The organism is Cupriavidus necator N-1, assembly GCF_000219215.1.
In the GTDB taxonomy this organism is placed as follows: Bacteria; Pseudomonadota; Gammaproteobacteria; order Burkholderiales; family Burkholderiaceae; genus Cupriavidus; species Cupriavidus necator.
The window spans coordinates 3,822,935-3,841,523 of the sequence record NC_015726.1 but is presented as its reverse complement, the minus strand read 5'-3'; the positions used below and the strand labels follow the sequence as shown (position 1 = coordinate 3,841,523).

Sequence of the window (18,589 nt, the reverse complement as noted above, 5' to 3'; positions counted from 1 at the left end):
TCAGAGCAGGGCGTAGGTGGTGGTGGCCTGCACCGCCAGCTTGCCGTCGGTGCCGGTCAGCTCGATCTCGCCGAACACCACGGTCTTGCCCAGGCGCAGCACGTTGGCGCGCACCAGCACGTCGCCGTCGATCACCGGGCGCATGAAGTTGGTGGTGAGCGTGACCGTGGTCATCGGGCGGAAGGCGCCCAGCGCGCTGGCCACGGCGACGATCATGGCGGTATCGGCGGCGGACATCAGCACCTGGCCGCAGACCACGCCGCCCGCATGGCGGAACGACTCGCTGAACGGCAGGCGCAACGTGACGCCCCGGGCATCGACGGCTTCGGCGCGCAGGCCGAGCTGGCGCACCCATGGCGCCAGCACGCACTCCAGCGTGGCTTCGATCTCGGTGAGGCTGAATTGCGGTGCGGCTTCGGACATGGCGCTCCTGGTTCTGGCTGGCCGCACCGTAGCCGTCCTGTGGCGGACCGCTACTCTGTCTCCTCCGGCGCGACGCGATGTTTGAGGCAATGATACAGGGGGCCGGTGGCCAGCACCACGAAGGCCATCCGGATCACGTGGAACGCCGTCACCAGCGGCACCCCCACCTCCAGCACCTTGGCGGTGATGCACATCTCGGCAATGCCGCCCGGCGTGGTGCCCAGGATCACCGTGGCCGGGTGCGCGCCCGACAGCGCCGACAGCCCCCAGCCCACCAGCGCCGATACCACCAGCGCCAGCACCGTGTAGAGCGCCACGCCCGACAGGAAGCGCGGCGCGGTATGCAGGAACTCGCGCGAGAAGCGCACCCCCAGCGAGACCCCGATCAGCAACTGGCCGGCACGGCTCATCCAGGTGGGGATGGCCGACAGTTCGATCCCGGATGCAGTCAACACCGCCGCGGCCAGCAGCGTGCCGATCACGAACGGGTTGGGCATGTTCAGCCGCTTCACCAGCAGCGCCACGCCCAGCGTGATGGCGATCAGCGCCAGCAGCCCCGGCGCGCTGACCACGCGCGGGCCGGGGATATAGGGGTCGAGCCCGTGGATGCCGCCGTACTGGAAGATCGCCGGCACGGTCACCACCACCATCAGCACCCGCAGCGAATGCGCGGCCGCCACCTGGTCGATGCGCGCGCCGTTGCGCTCGGCCAGGTTGGCCATCTCCGAGGCGCCGCCGATGGCGGTGGAGAAGAACGCGGTCTTGAAGGCCACGCCGGTGGTCCGCCGCAGCAGGATGGCGCCGCCCGCGCCCAGCACCAGCGCGAACAGCGAGCCGGCAATGATGTAGGGCAGGTACTCCACCAGCCGCGCCACCACGTCCGGCGTGAAGTAGAGCCCGAGCGACGCGCCGATCACCCACTGGCCCGCATTGCGGGCCTGCGACGGCGCCCGCAGGTCGGCCCCGGCCATGCGCGCGGCGGCCACGGACAGCAACGGGCCGATCATCCACGGCAGCGGGGTATGCAGCGCGGTGCAGAGCAGGGCGGCGGCCAGCCCGAGTGCCAGCGTGGGCAGCGCGGATAGCCAAGGGTTGGAGAAGAGACGCATGTGACAGCGGCCTGGCGCGGGAGCGCCGGCGGCTTGTTGTTCTGGAAGACGGACGACGAAAGACAAGAGGCCCGCACACCATTGGCGTGCGGGCCTCGCAAAGCTTACCGCAAGATCGCGCGCATCATGCCGCGTTGTCGGCCTGCGCGTGCGCCGAGGTGCGGGTCGCGTGCCAGCGCAACAGGCGCGGGATCACCACCACCGCCACGGTCAGCGCCAGGATGGTGGCCGAGATCGGCTGGCGCAGGAACAGGGTCCAGTCGCCCTGGCCGATCGACAGCGCATTGCGCAGCTGCTTCTCGGCCATCGGCCCCAGGATCATGCCCACGATCACCGGCGCGGTGGGGAAGTCGAAGCGGCGCATCACCATGCCCAGCAGGCCGACCACGAACAGCAGCAGCAGGTCGAACCACGACTGGCGGATGCCATAGGCGCCCAGCCCCGCGAAGATCAGGATGCCGCCGTACAGCAGCGGCGTGGGCACGCGCAGCATGCGCACCCACAGCCCGATCGCCGGCAGGTTCAGCACCAGCAGCATGACGTTGCCGATATACAGCGACGCCAGCAGGCCCCACACCAGGTCGCCCGAGGTCTGGAACAGCATCGGGCCCGGCTGCAGGTTGTAGTTCTGGAACGCGGCCAGCAGGATCGCGGTGGTGTTCGAGGTCGGGATGCCCAGCGTCAGCAGCGGCGCCAGCGTCGCGGTCACCGCGGCGTTGTTGGCGGCTTCGGGGCCGGCCACGCCTTCGATCGCGCCGACCTTGCCGAACTCTTCCTTGTGGTCCGACAGCTTTTTCTCGGTGGCATACGACAGGAAGGTCGGGATCTCGGCGCCGCCGGCGGGGATCAGACCGAACGGGAAGCCGATGAGGGTGCCGCGGATCCACGCCGGGACCGAGCGCTTCCAGTCCGACTTGTTCATGTGGACCGAGCTGAGCTTGTTGAACGTGCCCGCCGGCTGCGGGAAGAACGCGTTGAACAGCGCCTCGCCCACGGCGAACAGGCCCACCGCCACCACCACGATGTCGATGCCGTCGTACAGCTCCTGCACGTTCATCGAATAGCGGGTCTGGCCCGACAGCGAATCCATGCCGATCAGGCCGATGCCCAGGCCCAGGAACAATGCGGTCATGCCGCGCAGTAGCGACGAGCCCAGCACGGCCGAGACCGTGGTGAAGGCCAGCAGCATGATCATGAAATACTCGCCCGGGCCGAATTGCAGCGCCACGTCCGCCGCCACCGGCGCGAACATCGACAGCAGCACGGTGGCGATGGTGCCGGCCACGAACGAGCCGATCGCCGCGGTGGCCAGCGCCGGGCCGGCGCGCCCGTTCTTGGCCATCAGGTTGCCTTCCATGGCTGTCACCATGGTGGAAGACTCGCCCGGGGTGTTCATCAGGATCGAGGTGGTCGAGCCCCCGTACATCGCGCCGTAGTAGATGCCGGCAAACATGATCAGCGCCGCGGTCGGCTCCACCTTGGCGGTCAGCGGCAGCAGCATCGCCACCGTCAGCGCGGGGCCGATGCCGGGCAGTACGCCGATGGCGGTGCCGAGGAAGCAGCCCACCAGGGCCCACATCAGGTTGATTGGCGTGATCGCGACGGCAAAGCCGTGCATCAGCAGGTTCAGGGTATCCATTCGATGACTCCTTGCTGGTCGGGCGGGCGGGCTCAGAAGCCAGCGATGGGCAGCAGCGGCAGGTTGATGCCGAGCAGGAATTCAAACAGCGCCCACATCGGCACCGTGATGCACAGGCCGATCAGCGCATCGCGCACGATGCGGCGGCTGCCGTAGCCGCGCGCCACGCACACCATCAGGAGCGTGGAAGCGAACACGAAGCCAAGCGTGCCGATCAGCGCCATGTTCAGCACCAGGCCCGTGGCCACCCACAGGAAGCCGCCGAAGTTGTGCGGCGCGTCCGGCAACTCGGCATCTTCTTCCGGCATGTTGCGGAAACCGCCGCGCACGCCCTGCCACGTCAGCAGCGCGCCGCACACCGCCAGGCCGACGGCCACCAGCGTGGGCATGAAGCGCGGCGACAGGCCGGCATAACCCTCTTCGCCGGAAATGCCGGACAGCCCGAGGAAGAAGAACAGCGAGAGCGCCAGCACGGCAATGCCGATGGTGAGGTGCGAGGGTTTCATGGAGACTCCTTGGCCTTTGTCGCCAGCAGGGGCGCTGGCGTCCGCGACGCTGTCAGGTGCTGCCCGCGCGGCGGCAGGGCCCGGCGACGTATGGTTATTTGTCTGGTATCGCAGGTGGACACCGGGCCCTGCGCCGTTTTCCTGCCGCCGGGTTCACCGGCGGGGTTGGCAGGCACGACAGGTAAAGCGGGTTGAAGCAGTGCTGCGGGCGGTTCTTACTTGGCCACGCCCAGTTCACGCAGCGAGCCGCCCAGGCGGGCCGATTCGCTGTCGACGAACTTGCCGAACTCGTCGCCGGTCAGCAGGAACGGGGTCCAGTCGTTCTTCTGCAGCGTGTCCTTCCAGGACTTGCTCTCGGTGGCCTTGACCACGGCGTCGATCATGGCCTTGCGCTGCTCGGCGCTGATGCCGGGCGCGCCGTACACGCCGCGCCAGTTGTAGATCTCGACGTTCACGCCTTGCTCCTTGAGCGTCGGGATATCGGCGGTGCGGTCCTTGGAGGTCACCGCCAGCGCGCGCATCTTGCCGCTCTTGATGAAGGGCAGGAATTCCGACACGCCGGCAATGCCCACCGTCACGTGGCCGCCCATGATCGAGGCCGAGGCTTCGCCGCCGCCCTGGAAGGGTACGTAGTTGATCTTCTTCGGGTCGACGCCGCTTTCCTTGGCGATCAGGCCGGCCAGGATGTGGTCGATCGAACCCTTGGAGCCGCCGCCCCAGCTGACGCTGCCCGGGTTGGCCTTGAGCTGCGTGGTCAGGTCCTTGACCGACTTGATCGGCGAGCTGGCCGGCACGGTGATGACCATGGTGTCGGCGAACAGGCGCGCGATCGGGGTGGCGTTCTTCAGCGTGACCGGCGGCTTGTTGGTCTCGATCGCGCCCACCATCACCGCGCCCACCACCATCAGCGCATTGGGATTGCCCTTGTCGGTATTGACGAACTGGGTCAGCGCGATGGTGCCACCGGCGCCGCCCTTGTTGTCGTACGAGGCGGTCTTGGCCGTGCCCGCGGCAATCATCGCGGCGCCCAGCGAGCGGCCGGTCTGGTCAAAGCCGCCGCCCGGGTTGGCGCCGATCATGACCTTGACGCTGTCCAACGCAAAGGCCGGCGCGGCGGCGAAGGTGGCGGCAACGGCGGCCGATGCCATCACGGCATGGGCCAGGCGGGAATAGGTACGGCGCATAGCGGTCTCCTGGTTGTACCGGGGATGCGCCGTGCCAGCCTGCTGGCAGCCGCGATCCGACCCGGGCGTTCCGGCTGCCACTGCGTTGCGAGGACGGGAAGGTAGCCCGGGGGGACTGTGCGAAAGGCGCAGTGCCGGTGCTTGTCTCCTGTCCGGCGCGGCGGGGCGTGGCCGGGACTGTTCTTGGATTTTTGGTGAACGTCAGACCGGAATTACCGGTCATGGGGCGGATTCTAGGCGGCGGAAACTGTCAAAAGGCTGTCAATTGGGGGGAGAATGGGTCGGGGTTTACGTGGATGGCGCATTGCAGCGCGGGCGCAGGCCCGTCAACCCGCCGGCTTCGCCTGCAGGCATGGGTCCTTGCGCGCCACCGCCGGCACCACCACGGCCATGTCGAACTCGCCGTCGGCCGGCGGGTTTTCCACATACCCCACGCTGACCACCTGCGCCACGCCCACCCCCAGCCAGCGCGGCACGCCGATGTCGCGCCGCACGTGGCCGTTGCCGGCGATCAGCACCGCGCCGCGCAGCGCGTAGGGGCGCAGCGTCTGCGCCATCACCGCATCGCGCGCGGCCTGCGCCGCCAGCATCCCGGGCAGCATGGCCTTTGGGAAATTGCCGCAGTGGCCCAGGTCGAGCACCGCCGTCTGCGCCGCCACGAGGTCGTCGGGCAGCGCACCGGACAGGCCCAGTTGCTGGCGCTCGCCGGCCGGGAACAGGCTGTCCAGTCCGCCGCGCACGATCTTGCCGGCGTCGGCGCGCGACAGGTTGGCCGCCACCAGCGGCAGGTCGTACTGCAACGCCAGCGCCACCACCGGCCGGTACAGCGGCCATTGCCAGGCATCGCCGCCGGCCTGGGCGATCAGGTAGTCGGCATCGCGCGGGCGCTCGCGGCGGGCGCGCTCGATATCCGCCTGGCGCTCGCGGTCAAACTGCTCCATGGCGATGGCCGGGCGCCAGCCATGCTCGACGGCACGCGTCAGCGCGGCCAGGCGTTGCTGCTGCGCGGCGGCGTTATCGTGGACCTCGCCCAACAGCACGTAAGATTTGCCGGCAAAGGCGGCGCTGACCGCCTCGGGCGCGGGGCGGGTGGCCGCGCAGCCGGTGGCGAGCACAGCGACAGCGGCGGCCAGCATGCCGGCACGCATGTTTGCGACAGGAAAACGGAGTGACATCACGCGGTTCCTTTCCTTACCTCGTTGTCGTGGCGGGGTTGGCGGCCTGCGCTCCCGCTTGTTGCCCGGGTTGGTGATGATGGTCACGTCGTCGACCCTGGCCGGCGCCTCGAAAGCAAAGAGGCCGCAGCAAAGCTGCGGCCACCTCTTGCCTGCCGGTGCCTCAGTGCTGGTGCACCGTCTCGCCCGGCGCCTTCTCCGGCAGCTTGTTCCCCTCCGAATCGATCTGCAGCGGCCCCGTCCCGGAGAACCGGTCCAGCGCGAGGTAGATCACCGGCGTGATGAACAGCGTAATCACCTGCGAGAACAGCAGGCCGCCAACCACGGCCAGGCCCAGCGGCTGGCGCAGCTCGGCACCGGCGCCTAAGCCGAGCGCCAGCGGCAACGCGCCCATCACCGCGGCAAAGGTCGTCATCATGATCGGCCGGAAGCGCAGCAGGCACGCCTGCCGGATCGCCTTGGCCGGCGGCATGCCCTGTTCACGCTGCGCGGCCAGCGCGAAGTCGATCATCATGATGGCGTTCTTCTTGACGATGCCGATCAGCATCAGCACGCCGATCACCGCGATCAGCGACAGCTCCACGTTGAAGATAAACAAGGTCAGCAACGCGCCCACCGCCGCCGAGGGCAAACCCGCCAGGATGGTCAGCGGGTGGATATAGCTTTCATACAGCACGCCCAGCAGCGTGTAGATCACCGCGATGGCCGCAACCAGCAGCACGATCTGCGTGGTCTGCGACGACTGGAACACTGCCGCGTCGCCGCCCCAGCTGGTGAAGATCGAGCTGGGCATGGCGATCTCCTGCCGGTAGCGGTCGATGCGCGCCGAAGCATCGCCCAGCGCCGCGCCCGGTGCCAGGTTGAACGACACCGTCACCGAAGGCAGCTGTCCCTGGTGGTTGACGGCAATCGGCCCGACCCGGCGCTCGGTGGTGGCGAAGGCGGAGATCGGCACCATCTGGCCGGTCTTGCTGCGCACATAGAGCTTGGAGAACGCGCTCTCGTCGGTGCGGTCGACATCGGCCGCCTGCAGGATCACGTAGTAGTTGTCGATCGGCGTGTAGATGGTCGACACCTGCCGCTCGCCGAAAGCGGAATAAAGCGCGGTGCGCACGTCCTGCATCTGCACGCCGAGCGCATTGGCCTTGTCGCGGTCGATCGACAGGTGCGCCTCCAGGCCGGACTGCTGCGAATCGCTGGTGACGTCGCGGAAGATCGGATCGGCGCGCATCTTCGCCATCAGCTTGTCGGAGGAGTCCTGCAGCTGGCCGGCCTTCACACTCTGCAATGTGTACTGGTAGCGGCTCTTGCTCTGGCGCCCGCCCAGTTGCAGGTTCTGCACCGGCGCAAAGTACACCGCCAGCCCCGGCACCCCGGCAACATCGCGCCGCAGCGACTCGATCACCCTGGGCATGACCTCACGTTCGCCACGCGGCTTCAGTTCGACAAACATGCGCCCGGTGTTGATGGCCGGCGACGGGCCGCCGCCGATGGCGACCACGATGCTCTTGACCGCGGGGTTGGCGCGCATGCGCTCGGCGGCGTCGCGCAGGCGCTCGGCCATGGCGTCGAAGGAGATGTCCTGCGGGCCTTCGGCGTTGACGCGGATCTGGCCGATGTCTTCCTCGGGGAAGAAGCCCTTGGGAATGGTGACGAACAGCACCGCGGTCAGCACGAACGTCAGCCCTGCGACCGCCAGCACGGTGCGGCGATGTGTCAGGCACCAGTCCAGCCCGCGCGCATAGCGGTGCAGCGTGAACTCGAACAGGTTCTCGAACCACTGCGTGGAGCGCATGCCGAAGGTCTGCTTCTGCGCGATGGCGGGCTGCGCTGGCACGTGGTCGCCGTAGGCATGGTGCGATTCATCCACCGGCACGTTCTCGGCCGACAGGAAACGTGCGCACAGCATCGGGATCAGCGTCAGCGACACCAGCGCCGACACCAGGATCGCCAGCGACACCACCGCCGCGAACTCATGGAACAACAGCCCGATCACGCCCGGCATGAAGAAGATCGGGATAAACACCGCCACCAGCGAGATCGAGATCGACAGGATGGTGAAGCCCATCTCGCGCGAACCCACCAGCGCGGCCTTGAGCGGCGCCACGCCGTCCTCGATATGGCGCACGATGTTCTCGAGCATGACGATGGCGTCGTCCACCACCAGGCCCACCGCCAGCGTGATGGCCAGCAGCGAGACGTTGTCCAGGCTGTAGCCAAACGCCTTCATCAGCGCCACCGTGCCGATCAGCGAGATCGGCAGTGACACCGTGGGGATCAGCGTGGCGGCGGCGCGGCGCAGGAACAGGAAGATCACCATCACCACCAGCGCCACCGTCAGCGCCAGCGTGAACTGCACGTCGTGGATCGATTCGCGGATCGAGTTCGAGCGGTCGTTGACCACCGCGACATTGACCGAGCCCGGCATCTGCGCGATCAGGCGGGGCAGGGCGGCCTTGATGGCATCGACCACCGCCACGGTGTTGGCGTCGGGCTGGCGCAGCACCGCCAGCACGATCGAGCGCTCGTTGTTGAGCCAGCTGCCAGTCTTGATGGTCTCGACGCTGTCCTCGATCTCGGCCACGTCGGACAGCCGCACCAGCGCGCCGTTGGGCTGGCTGGCGACGATGATGTTGCGGAAGGCGTCGGCGCTGGTCAGCTGCCGGTTGGCCTGGATGGTCAGGGTCTGGCGCGCGCTGTCGAGCGTGCCCACCGGCGTGTTGGCGTTGGCGCGGTTCAGCGCCGTGGCCAGCTCGTCCAGCGTCAGCCCGCGCGCGGCGAGCGCATCCGGGTGCGCGCGCACGCGCACCGCAAAGCGCTTCTGCCCGAAGATCTGCACCTGCGCCACCCCCGGCAGCGTGGCCAGCGTGGGCGAGATCAGGTTGTCGCCGAAGGCGTTCAGGTCCGCCAGGCTCATCGCCGGCGAGTTGATCGCCAGCAGCAGCACCGGCGCATCGGCCGGGTTGACCTTGCGGTACGACGGCGGCACCGTCATCTCGATCGGCAGCGAGCGCTGGGCGCGGAACAGCGCCGCCTGCACGTCGACGGCCGCGTCGTCGATATCGCGGTCGTTGTTGAATTCAATGGTGATGCTGGAGTTGCCGAGCGTGTTCGACGAGCTGATCACCGACACGCCCGGGATCGTCGCAAACTGCTTTTCCAGCTGCGTGGCGACCGATGCCGCCATGGTCTCGGGGCTGGCCCCGGGCAGGGTCGCGGTGACCTGGATCACCGGCGAATTGAAGCTGGGCAGCGCGGCGATGGGGATGGTCGGGTACAGCACGATGCCGGTGACCACCACGGCCAGGCACAGCAGCACCGTCATCACCGGACGGCGGATGCAGAGTTCAGACAGCGTCATGGCTCAGTGCCCCGCGGTGGCGCTGGCCGGGCGGGCGGCGGCGGCCGAGGCACCGGCGGCCGGGGCTTCGCGCACCAGCGCGCCGGGGCGCAGGTTCTGCGTGCCCTCCACCACCACGCGGGCGCCGGGCTGCACGCCCTCGACCACAGCGGCGGCGGCCGTGGTGGTCACCACCTGCACCGACACGCGCGCGACCTTGCTGTCGGGCTGGACCACATAGACAAAGCGGCCTTCCGGGCCGGTCACCACCGCCTGCGGCGGCACCGACAGCGCGCCCTTGAGGGTCTGCACCACGGCGTTGACGTTGGCATAGGTGCCCGGCCACAGCCGCTGCTCTTCATTGTCGAACTGCGCCTTGACGCGGATGGTGCCGTACTGCGGATCGACGGTGTTATCCACAAAGGTGATCCTGCCGGTCACCGGCGTCTTGCTGCCGTCGTTGGGCAGCGCGGTGACCTGCACCGGGCCCGCGTGCAGCGCCTCGCGCAGCGCGCCCAGTTGCCGCTCGGGCAGGCTGAAAGTGACGGCGATAGGCTGCACCTGGGCAATGATGACCATCGGCTGGGTGCTGTTGGGCAGCACCAGCGAACCCGGGAAGGCGTTGATCACGCCGGTGCGGCCGCTGATGGTGGCGCGGATGGCGCCGTAGCTGACCGCCACGCGGCTGGCGTCGATGGCGGCCTGGTCGGCGCGCACGGTGGCGGCAAAGCCATCCACCTTGGCCTGGGCCGTGTCGACCGCGCTCTTGGAGATGAAGTTGCGCTGCAGCAGCTCCTGGCTGCGCGCGAGCGTGCGGCGGGCATCGGCCAGGTCAGCCTGGTCGCGCAGCAACTGGGCCTGCGCCTTGGCCAGGTTGGCCTCGTCCATGCGGGTATCGAGCGAGAACAGCAGGTCGCCCGGCTTGACCGTCTGGCCTTCCTTGATATGGACGGTGCGCACGGTGCTGGACACCTGCGGGCGCACCTCGACGGTGGACAGCGCGGTGACATTGCCGTTGGCCGTGACCTGCAGCGGCACGTCGCCCTGCTGCACGCGCGCGGTGGACACCACCACGGCTGCCGGCGCCTTGGGCGCCGGCTTGGGCGCGAACCAGGTACGCCACGCAAACCAGCCCAGCCCGGCAATGACCAGCAGCACGGCCACCACCGCCCACGGCGACACGCGGCCGCGCCCGGTTCCGGTGGCCGCCCTCCAGTTGCTGTCGACGAAGCCCTTGGGCTGGTCGATCCTGTCAGATTTCATATTGTGTGGACCCTCTGCACCGCGTCTTCGCGCCACTCCCCGTGATCGCCCGGCTGGTTGTGTCCAGATGTTGCCGGTGCGTGTCGCGCAAAGACTCTACTGATACCGCGCTTCGCCCGCCGGAGCCAGCGCCGCGTATTACAGTCCGTTACAGGGTTGCAAGGGTCTGGTAATGCCCGGCGCCGGCAAACGCCGTCCGGGCCACAGGGGAAGCCGGAGATGTGTGTAGCGGGGCGCTTGTATGGTTAGACAAACATTATCAGAAAAGCTGCCGCCGGCCATCGCGGCGCCACTGATTAACGCTGTCCACCGACAGTTCGCGTGGCCCGGCCTGCACAACCACAACATCGCCGGCGCGCACTTCTCCCTTCAGCACCACGCTCAGGTAGACCCCGGAGTAGCCGCTCTGGATCATGTCGCGCACCGCGTGGCGGTAGCCCAGCGCGGCGTTGAACTTGTAGCAGGGCTTGCGCGGCGACTCCACCCGCAGCAGGGCCGTGCCCACGCGCACCAGGTCGCCGATCCAGAGTTGGGATTCAAGCAGCCCCTCCAGGGTCAGGTTCTCGCCCATGGCGCCAAACGGCAACGGTGGGCCTGACTCGGGCTGCCCGCAGGCGCGGCGGCGCGCATTCCACCACGGGTAGTGCTCGAAAGGATAGGCGTAGACCGCCTTGTCCAGGCCGCCGTGCACGGTCAGGTCGCCCTGTTCGTCGCCGGCCAGGCCCAGCGGCAGCACCTGTACCCGCAACGGGTGCAGCAGGGTGCTGACAGGGTGCTTGCGAATGCCCGACAGCACCACCGCCTCGGTGCCCGCCCCGGCCACCACCAGCGGGATGGCCTTGGCCATGCTGACCGCCAGCACACGCGCAAGGCCCGGCCGAGGTCTGGATTCGCTCACGTGCGCCCCCGCTTCGTGGTTGTTCATCCGGTTGTGGAAAGGGCTGTGGATAAGCTGCGGATATGCCTGAGGATAACGGGGCGGATAACACTGTGGACAAGTGCTTGGTGCGGTCCCTCACAAGGAACCCGGCGGCGGGGAGCCGCCTCGGGGTTCAGCCGGGCATCACGCCTGCTGCGCCGCCTGCGGCCGCTGCCACTGGCAGCCCAGCGCCCGGGCGCGCTGCGATACCGCCAGCGCCACCAGCATCAGCGCCGCCGCACCCCAGTGCAGCGTATCGGCGCCGGCCAGCGTATAGATGGCAGCCCCGGCCATGGCGCCGGCCGCCTGGCCCAGGTAGATCGACGAAGAATTCAGCGAGATCGACACCGATGCCCGCTCAGGCGCCAGCAGCACCAGCCGCGCCTGCTGCGCGCTGTTGGTGGCAAACCCGCCCACGCCCCACAGCATGAACAGCAGCACCAGCGCCACGCTGCCCAGCCCGGCCAGCGGCCACAGCACCATGGCCGTGATCGAGGTCAGCAGCGTGACCTGCACGATCCGGCTGGGCGTGACCCGGTCCATGCGCGACGCCGCCATGGCATTGCCGAACACGCCGCAGGCGCCGTAGGCCAGGAACATCAGGCTAAGCGCGCCGCCGCTGATGCCGTACACATCGCGCATCAGCGGGGCGATATAGGTAAACACGGTGAACATGCCCGCCGACGAGATCATGGTGGTCAGCACCACCAGCATGATCGGCTTGTGGCGCAGCACCGCGCCCCAGGCCTCGCGCCCGGCCGGCGGCACGATCAGCCCGCGCGGCAGCGCGCGCCAGACCGCCGCCGACACCAGCAGCGCCAGGGCACCGACCAGCGCCATGCTGACGCGCCAGCCCAGCGTGCTGGAAATCCACGTGCCCAGCGGTACGCCCACCACGCTGGCGATGCTCCAGCCAAGAAACACGAAGCTGATGGCGCGCCCGCGCGTCTGCGCGTTGACCAGCAGCGGCAGCGTGGCGGCGGTCTGGGGCGTATAGATGGCCGCGCCGATCGCGGTCAGGAAGCGGATCGCCATCAGCGCCGCAAAGCTGGGCGCGAACGCGGCGGCCAGGTGCATCACCCCATAGACCAGCAGCGACCCGGCCAGCAGCAGCCGTCGGTCGATGCGCGAGCCCAGCGTGGCGAACAGCGGTGCGCCAATGCAGGTGGCCAGCGCAAACACCGAGATCAGCTGCCCGGCGCTGGCCGCGCCCAGCCCGAAATCGGCGGCAATGTCGTTCAACATGCCGGTAACGATCATCGCACCGGTGCCAATGACGAAATTGCCGACGCAGAGCGTCACTAGCCTGGGGTCCATGCCGGCCTTGGGAATAGGGGGTGGCGCAGGAGGGCGCCTTGTTGTTGTCTGGGCTGCCGCGGGCTGACTGACCGGGCGGTAAGGGAAGTCCGGAGTGTAGCGGTTTCGTGGAAATCGCGTTTCCCGGAGGAAATGCCCGGCCAGATGTGAAACACCCCTGTCCCGCATGGCGGAACAGGGGTGATATCGGGGCGGGCTGTCCGGAGGGAATCCGGCCGCTGGTGACTCAGCGCGTCAGCACCGGCGCCAGCGCCTTCGGGTTGACGATGCAGTCATGGTTGCCGGCCAGCACGTCCAGGATGTTCTGGAACGCGGTGCGGAAGTACAGCTCGTAGCTGTCGCGCTCCACATAGCCCAGGTGCGGCGTGCAGATGCAGTTTTCCATGCGCAGCAGCGCGTGGCCCTGCAGGATCGGCTCGGACTCGAACACGTCGATCGCCGCCATGCCCGGGCGGCCGCGGTTCAGCGCGGTGACCAGCGCGTTCTCTTCCAGCAGTTCGGCACGGCTGGTGTTGACGAACAGTGCCGTGGGCTTCATCCGCGTCAGGTCAGTCTGCTTGACGATGCCGCGGGTGTCGTCGTTCAGGCGCAGCTGCAGCGACAGCACATCGCTGTCGGCAAACAACTGCTCCTTGGACTCGGCCACGCCCAGCCCGTCGGCACGGGCGCCTTCCAGCGACGCCTCGCGGCCCCAGACCAGCACCTTCATGCCAAAGGCGCGGCCGTAGCCAGCCAGCAGCCGGCCGATCTTGCCATAGCCCCAGATCCCCAGGGTCTGGCCGCGCAGCACCTGGCCCAGGCCGAAATTGGGCGGCATCGTCGTCGATTTCAGCCCCGACTGCTGCCAGGCGCCGTGCTTCAGGCTGGCGACATACTGGGGGATGCGGCGCTGGGCGGCCATGATCAGCGCCCAGGTCAGCTCGGCCGGCGCCACCGGTGAACCCACGCCTTCGAGCACGGCCACGCCGCGGTCGGTGCAGGCGTCCAGGTCGATATGGCTGCCGGGGCCGGCGCCGACCCGGCCGGTCTGGCTGATGATCTTGAGTTTGGGCAGTTTTTCCAGCAGTTGCCGGGTGATGCGAGTGCGTTCGCGGATCAGCACCACGGCTTCGACGTCTGACAGGCGTGCGGCCAGCTGGCCCACGCCCTTGACGGTGTTGTTGAACACCTTCACGTCGTGCCCCTCCAGCAAGCTGAAGCAAGGCAGCTTGCGCACGGCATCCTGGTAATCGTCGAGTACGGCAATCTTCATCGGCAACTCTGGTTGTCTAACGGTCTTGTGCCGGTTGGTGCGCGCGGCCACCAAGCTGCGCGCCGGCCAACAGTATTGTTGAGAAATATCGAAAAACCCCACGCCGGCCGGTGGCAGCGATTGTTGCACAGCAAAAAACAGGGGGGTGCGCCAGTGGTATCCTTGCCCGTTCCGGTGCCGCCGCGGATTGTCGGTCGAGCCTTGCTCCCGTCACGCGATCGCACCCGGACAAAGTCCGGCCAGCCCGCGCAGCCACCCCTGCGCGCGCGAAGCGCAACTGTAGCGCAGCCGCAGGGACCGCCGCGACCTTTTGCATAAACGGGGCCGCCGCGGAGTTGTAACGGGATGTGTCGATCCGAGTGTGACATCACTCCGGGGGTGTGACGGCCCCATCTGCCCGCTGGCCAGGCTTTGCAAGGATTCCTTCCCTTCCTTCCCTTTACGAATCTGGAGTCTGCAGTATGAACCACCCCACAATGCAAGGTACGGCGCCTGTCAATGCGCCGGCCTGGGTCAAGCACCCCAAGCTGGTGGCCTGGGTCGCTGAAATCGCCGCCCTGACCAAGCCCGACCATATCTATTGGTGCGACGGCTCGCAGGAAGAATATGACCGCCTGTGCGAGCAGATGGTCGCCGCTGGCACCATGAAGCGGCTGAACCCGGCCAAGCGCAAGAATTCCTTCCTGGCACTGTCGGACCCCTCGGACGTGGCGCGGGTGGAAGATCGCACCTTTATCTGCTCCGAAAAGCAGGAAGACGCCGGCCCCACCAACAACTGGACCGAACCCGCCGAGATGCGCCAGACGCTGAACGGCCTGTTCGAGGGCTGCATGCGCGGCCGCACGCTGTACGTGGTGCCGTTCTCGATGGGCCCGCTGGGCTCGCCGATCGCCCATATTGGCGTGGAACTGTCCGATTCGCCGTACGTGGCGGTCAATATGCGCATCATGACGCGCATGGGCCGCGCGGTGTACGACGTCCTGGGCACCAACGGCGAGTTCGTGCCGTGCGTGCACACCGTCGGCAAGCCGCTGGCCGCCGGCGAGCAGGACGTGGCCTGGCCGTGCAACCCGACCAAGTACATCGTCCATTTCCCGGAAACGCGCGAGATCTGGTCGTTCGGCTCGGGCTACGGCGGCAACGCGCTGCTGGGCAAGAAGTGCTTCGCGCTGCGCATTGCATCGACCATGGGCCGCGATGAAGGCTGGCTTGCCGAGCACATGCTGATCCTGGGCGTGACCTCGCCCGAGGGCAAGAAGTACCACGTGGCAGCGGCCTTCCCGTCGGCCTGCGGCAAGACCAACTTCGCCATGCTGATCCCGCCCAAGGGCTTCGAGGGCTGGAAGGTCACCACCATCGGCGACGACATCGCCTGGATCAAGCCGGGCCAGGACGGCCGCCTGTACGCCATCAACCCGGAAGCCGGCTACTTCGGCGTGGCCCCGGGCACCAGCGAGAAGACCAACTTCAACGCGATGGCGACGCTCAAGGAAAACGTCATCTTCACCAACGTGGCACTGACCGACGACGGCGACGTATGGTGGGAAGGCATGACCAAGGAAGCGCCCGCGCACCTGGTCGACTGGCAGGGCAAAGACTGGACCCCGGAAATCGCCAAGGCCACCGGCGCCAAGGCAGCGCACCCGAACGCCCGCTTCACCGCGCCGGCGTCGCAGTGCCCGTCGATCGACGAGAACTGGGACAACCCGGCCGGCGTACCCATTGATGCGTTCATCTTCGGCGGCCGCCGCTCGACGACCGTGCCGCTGGTGACCGAGGCCCGCAACTGGACCGAAGGCGTCTACATGGCCGCCACCATGGGTTCGGAAACCACCGCCGCAGCCGCCGGCCAGCAAGGCGTGGTGCGCCGCGACCCGTTCGCCATGCTGCCGTTCTGCGGCTACAACATGAGCGATTACTTCGGCCACTGGCTCCAACTCGGCCAGAAGCTGGAAGCCGCGGGCGCGAAGCTGCCGAAGATCTACTGCGTCAACTGGTTCCGCAAGGACGCCGACGGCAACTTCGTGTGGCCGGGCTTTGGCGAGAACATGCGCGTACTGTCGTGGATGATCGACCGCGTCGAAGGCAAGGGGCAGGGCGCCGAGCACATGTTCGGCACCACCCCGCGCTACGACGACCTGAACTGGAATGGCGTGGACTTCACGCCGGCGCAGTTCACGCAGGTGACCTCGATCGATCGCGATGCGTGGCAGCAGGAGCTGGCGCTGCATGACGAGCTGTTCACCAAGCTGCGGCATCGGCTGCCGCAGGCGCTGGCCGAAGTGCGCGCGGCGCTGGGCAAGCGGCTGGACGGCTGATCGCCACAGTTCGCGCAGCTTGCGATAAAGACGCCCGTCTCCGCAGAGACGGGCGTTTTTTTATTCCCTCTCGCTGTCCCCCAACGTCTCCACCGCATACTTCACCAGGCCCGCCCGACCCTCGATCCCAAGCTTGCGCTTCAGGTTCAGCCGGTGCGTCTCCACCGTGCGTACCGACACCCCCAGCTGCGCCGCGATCTCCTTGTTGGCCAGGCCCCGCCCGATACCGCGCAGGATGTCGCGCTCGCGCGGCGTCAGCGCATCCAGCGGCCCTGCGGCGGGGCTCTGCTCGGCCATGCCGCGTGCAATGCGGGCGCTGTAGAAGACCCGTCCGGCCAGCACGGACTGGATCGCCGCCATCAACTCGTCGGCGGGCGCGTCCTTGAGCACATAGCCGCGCGCACCGGCGCGCACCGCCTGGCGCACATACTCCAGGTTGTCGTGCATCGACACGATCAGCACCGCCAGTTCCGGATAGCGGTCATGCAGCGCCGCGGCCAGGGCGATGCCGCCCATGCCGCGCATGCCGATATCGGTGATGACCAGGTCGGGCAGCTCGGCGGCGCCGGCGCGGTCCAGCCACGCCAGCGCGGCTTCGCCGTCGTCGGCTTCGCCCACCACGCGCAGGCCGGGCTGCAGCGCCAGGTGCATGCGCATGCCGTCGCGCACCAGCGCATGGTCGTCGATTAGCAATACGCGGGCGGGCACTTCGGCGGAGTCGGCTAGCTGGGTCATGACGGCGAGGGTCCTGCTGAAACGGGATCGTGCACAATGGCCGCGGGCCTGGCCAGCGGCAGTGAAGCGACTAGCTGGGTGCCGCCCATGCCCGAAACGATGTCGAACTGCCCGCACAGCGCGGCGATGCGCTCGCGCAAGTTGCGCAGGCCGATGCCGCGCTGCGGGTCCTCCTGCATGCGCGCCACGTCGAAGCCATGCCCGTCGTCGCGCACGGTGAGGCGCGTGGCATCGGCATCAAAGGCCAGCGCCACCGCGACCCGGCGAGCGCCGGCATGGCGCTCGACGTTGGTCAAGGCTTCCTGCGCGATGCGGAACAGCGCCGTGGCCTGCTCGTCGGGGAGTTCGCGCGGGGTGCCGCTCTGGGTCACTGCAATCTCTAGCCCGCTGCCGCCCTGCATCTCGCGCGCCAGGTGCTGCAGTGCGGCGTACAGACCCAGGTCGTCGAGCAGGGCGGGGCGCAGGTTGCGCGCCACGCGGCGCACTTCATTGAAGACGGTATCGAGCCGGTTCAGCGCCATGCCCAGCACCGGCGCCACCGCGGCGCCTTCGGCCGGGGCCAGGCGCAGGCGGTTGGTGGCGGTTTCCAGCACCAGCTTGACCGACACCAGCAGCTGGCTGATGCCGTCGTGCAGCTCGCGCGAGAGCCGGGCGCGCTCTTCTTCCTGCGACTGCACCACGCGCTGCGCCAGCTGGCGCAGCTTGGCGTCGGCCTCGCGGTGCTCGCTGACGTTCAGCGCCAGGCCGCTGGCGGCGACCAGCAGGATGCTGATGCCGGCGATCACGCCGATCCAGGCCATGGTCGCGCGGATATCGGTCTCGGCGCGCGCATCCAGCTGGCGCAGCGTGCTTTCCACGTCATCCAGGTAGATGCCGGTGCCGAGCATCCAGCCCCATTCGGGCACCGCCACCACATACCCAAGCTTGGGCGCCAGCTGCTGCGACGAGGGCTTTCTCCACAGGTAGCGCACCGCGCCGCCACCGCCCTTGGCCGCGGCGATCAGCTGCTGGATGGTCAGCGCACCCTGCGGGTCGCGCAGCGTCCACAGGTCCTGGCCGACCAGTTCGGGCTGGCGCGGGTGCATCAGGTTGCGGCCCTGCAGGTCGTACAGGAAGAAGTAGCCGTCGGGGCCGTAGTCCAGGCGCGCAAGTGCTTCCATCGCAGCCTGCCGGGTGGCGGCGTCGCTGCGCCCGGAACGCACCAGCGGCGCGATCGCGCTCTGCGCCAGTTCTACATAGTGGCGCAGCTCGGTTTCCTTGCTCTGCAGGTAGGCGGCCTCGACCAGCGCGCGTTCATGCTGCGCCAGCTGCGTGGCCTGGAAGCGCACGGCAAGCGCGATGCCCAGCATGGCCACCGCAAGTGGCGCCACGGCTAGCAACAGGATCTTCTGGCGGAGTTTCATACAGGA

At 68.1% G+C, this 18,589-nt stretch carries 14 protein-coding genes; 1 reads left to right on the top strand and 13 read right to left on the bottom strand.

Features of this window, described 5'->3' with window-relative positions; translation table 11 throughout:
- From CNE_RS17975 to CNE_RS17925, 11 genes are all read right to left on the bottom strand, one after another.
- A complete protein-coding gene (locus tag CNE_RS17975; RefSeq protein ID WP_013958468.1) occupies window positions 1-423 on the bottom strand; it encodes a PaaI family thioesterase in 423 nt (140 codons plus the stop codon).
- Between the two features lie 50 nt (window positions 424-473).
- Window positions 474-1,532 (bottom strand): AbrB family transcriptional regulator, encoded by a 1,059-nt coding sequence (locus CNE_RS17970; RefSeq protein ID WP_013958467.1) that lies wholly within the window; start codon window positions 1,530-1,532, stop codon window positions 474-476.
- Window positions 1,533-1,656: 124 nt separating this feature from the next.
- Window positions 1,657-3,171, bottom strand: a complete 1,515-nt coding sequence (locus CNE_RS17965) for a tripartite tricarboxylate transporter permease (RefSeq protein WP_013958466.1) — start codon at window positions 3,169-3,171, stop codon at window positions 1,657-1,659.
- 32 nt (window positions 3,172-3,203) lie between these two features.
- On the bottom strand, window positions 3,204-3,677 hold the full coding sequence (locus CNE_RS17960; protein ID WP_013958465.1) for a tripartite tricarboxylate transporter TctB family protein: 474 nt from the start codon (window positions 3,675-3,677) through the stop codon (window positions 3,204-3,206).
- Between the two features lie 215 nt (window positions 3,678-3,892).
- Window positions 3,893-4,861 (bottom strand): tripartite tricarboxylate transporter substrate binding protein, encoded by a 969-nt coding sequence (locus CNE_RS17955; RefSeq protein WP_013958464.1) that lies wholly within the window; start codon window positions 4,859-4,861, stop codon window positions 3,893-3,895.
- A 326-nt stretch (window positions 4,862-5,187) separates the two neighbouring features.
- Window positions 5,188-6,036, bottom strand: a complete 849-nt coding sequence (locus CNE_RS17950; protein WP_013958463.1) for a ChaN family lipoprotein — start codon at window positions 6,034-6,036, stop codon at window positions 5,188-5,190.
- 163 nt (window positions 6,037-6,199) lie between these two features.
- Window positions 6,200-9,397: an efflux RND transporter permease subunit gene (locus CNE_RS17945; RefSeq protein WP_013958462.1), complete on the bottom strand. Its 3,198-nt coding sequence runs from the start codon at window positions 9,395-9,397 to the stop codon at window positions 6,200-6,202.
- Window positions 9,398-9,400: 3 nt separating this feature from the next.
- Window positions 9,401-10,639: an efflux RND transporter periplasmic adaptor subunit gene (locus CNE_RS17940; protein ID WP_013958461.1), complete on the bottom strand. Its 1,239-nt coding sequence runs from the start codon at window positions 10,637-10,639 to the stop codon at window positions 9,401-9,403.
- A 259-nt stretch (window positions 10,640-10,898) separates the two neighbouring features.
- A complete protein-coding gene (locus CNE_RS17935; RefSeq protein ID WP_013958460.1) occupies window positions 10,899-11,564 on the bottom strand; it encodes an MOSC domain-containing protein in 666 nt (221 codons plus the stop codon).
- 138 nt (window positions 11,565-11,702) lie between these two features.
- Window positions 11,703-12,875: an MFS transporter gene (locus CNE_RS17930; RefSeq protein ID WP_041228251.1), complete on the bottom strand. Its 1,173-nt coding sequence runs from the start codon at window positions 12,873-12,875 to the stop codon at window positions 11,703-11,705.
- A 226-nt stretch (window positions 12,876-13,101) separates the two neighbouring features.
- Window positions 13,102-14,127, bottom strand: a complete 1,026-nt coding sequence (locus CNE_RS17925) for a D-2-hydroxyacid dehydrogenase family protein (protein WP_013958458.1) — start codon at window positions 14,125-14,127, stop codon at window positions 13,102-13,104.
- Window positions 14,128-14,588: 461 nt separating this feature from the next.
- Here CNE_RS17925 and CNE_RS17920 point away from each other — a divergent pair, with 461 nt between their 5' ends.
- The gene (locus CNE_RS17920) at window positions 14,589-16,445 is read left to right on the top strand and encodes a phosphoenolpyruvate carboxykinase (GTP) (protein WP_013958457.1); all 1,857 of its coding nucleotides are present in this window, start codon (window positions 14,589-14,591) and stop codon (window positions 16,443-16,445) included.
- A gap of 60 nt (window positions 16,446-16,505) precedes the next feature.
- On the opposite strand, the gene CNE_RS17915 is transcribed toward CNE_RS17920, so the two are convergent.
- Together CNE_RS17915 and CNE_RS17910 are read right to left on the bottom strand one after the other, a co-directional pair.
- Window positions 16,506-17,180, bottom strand: a complete 675-nt coding sequence (locus CNE_RS17915) for a response regulator (protein ID WP_013958455.1) — start codon at window positions 17,178-17,180, stop codon at window positions 16,506-16,508.
- Window positions 17,177-18,583: a cache domain-containing protein gene (locus CNE_RS17910; RefSeq protein ID WP_013958454.1), complete on the bottom strand. Its 1,407-nt coding sequence runs from the start codon at window positions 18,581-18,583 to the stop codon at window positions 17,177-17,179. The genes CNE_RS17915 and CNE_RS17910 overlap by 4 nt, the downstream gene beginning before the upstream one ends.
- Window positions 18,584-18,589 lie beyond the last annotated feature (6 nt).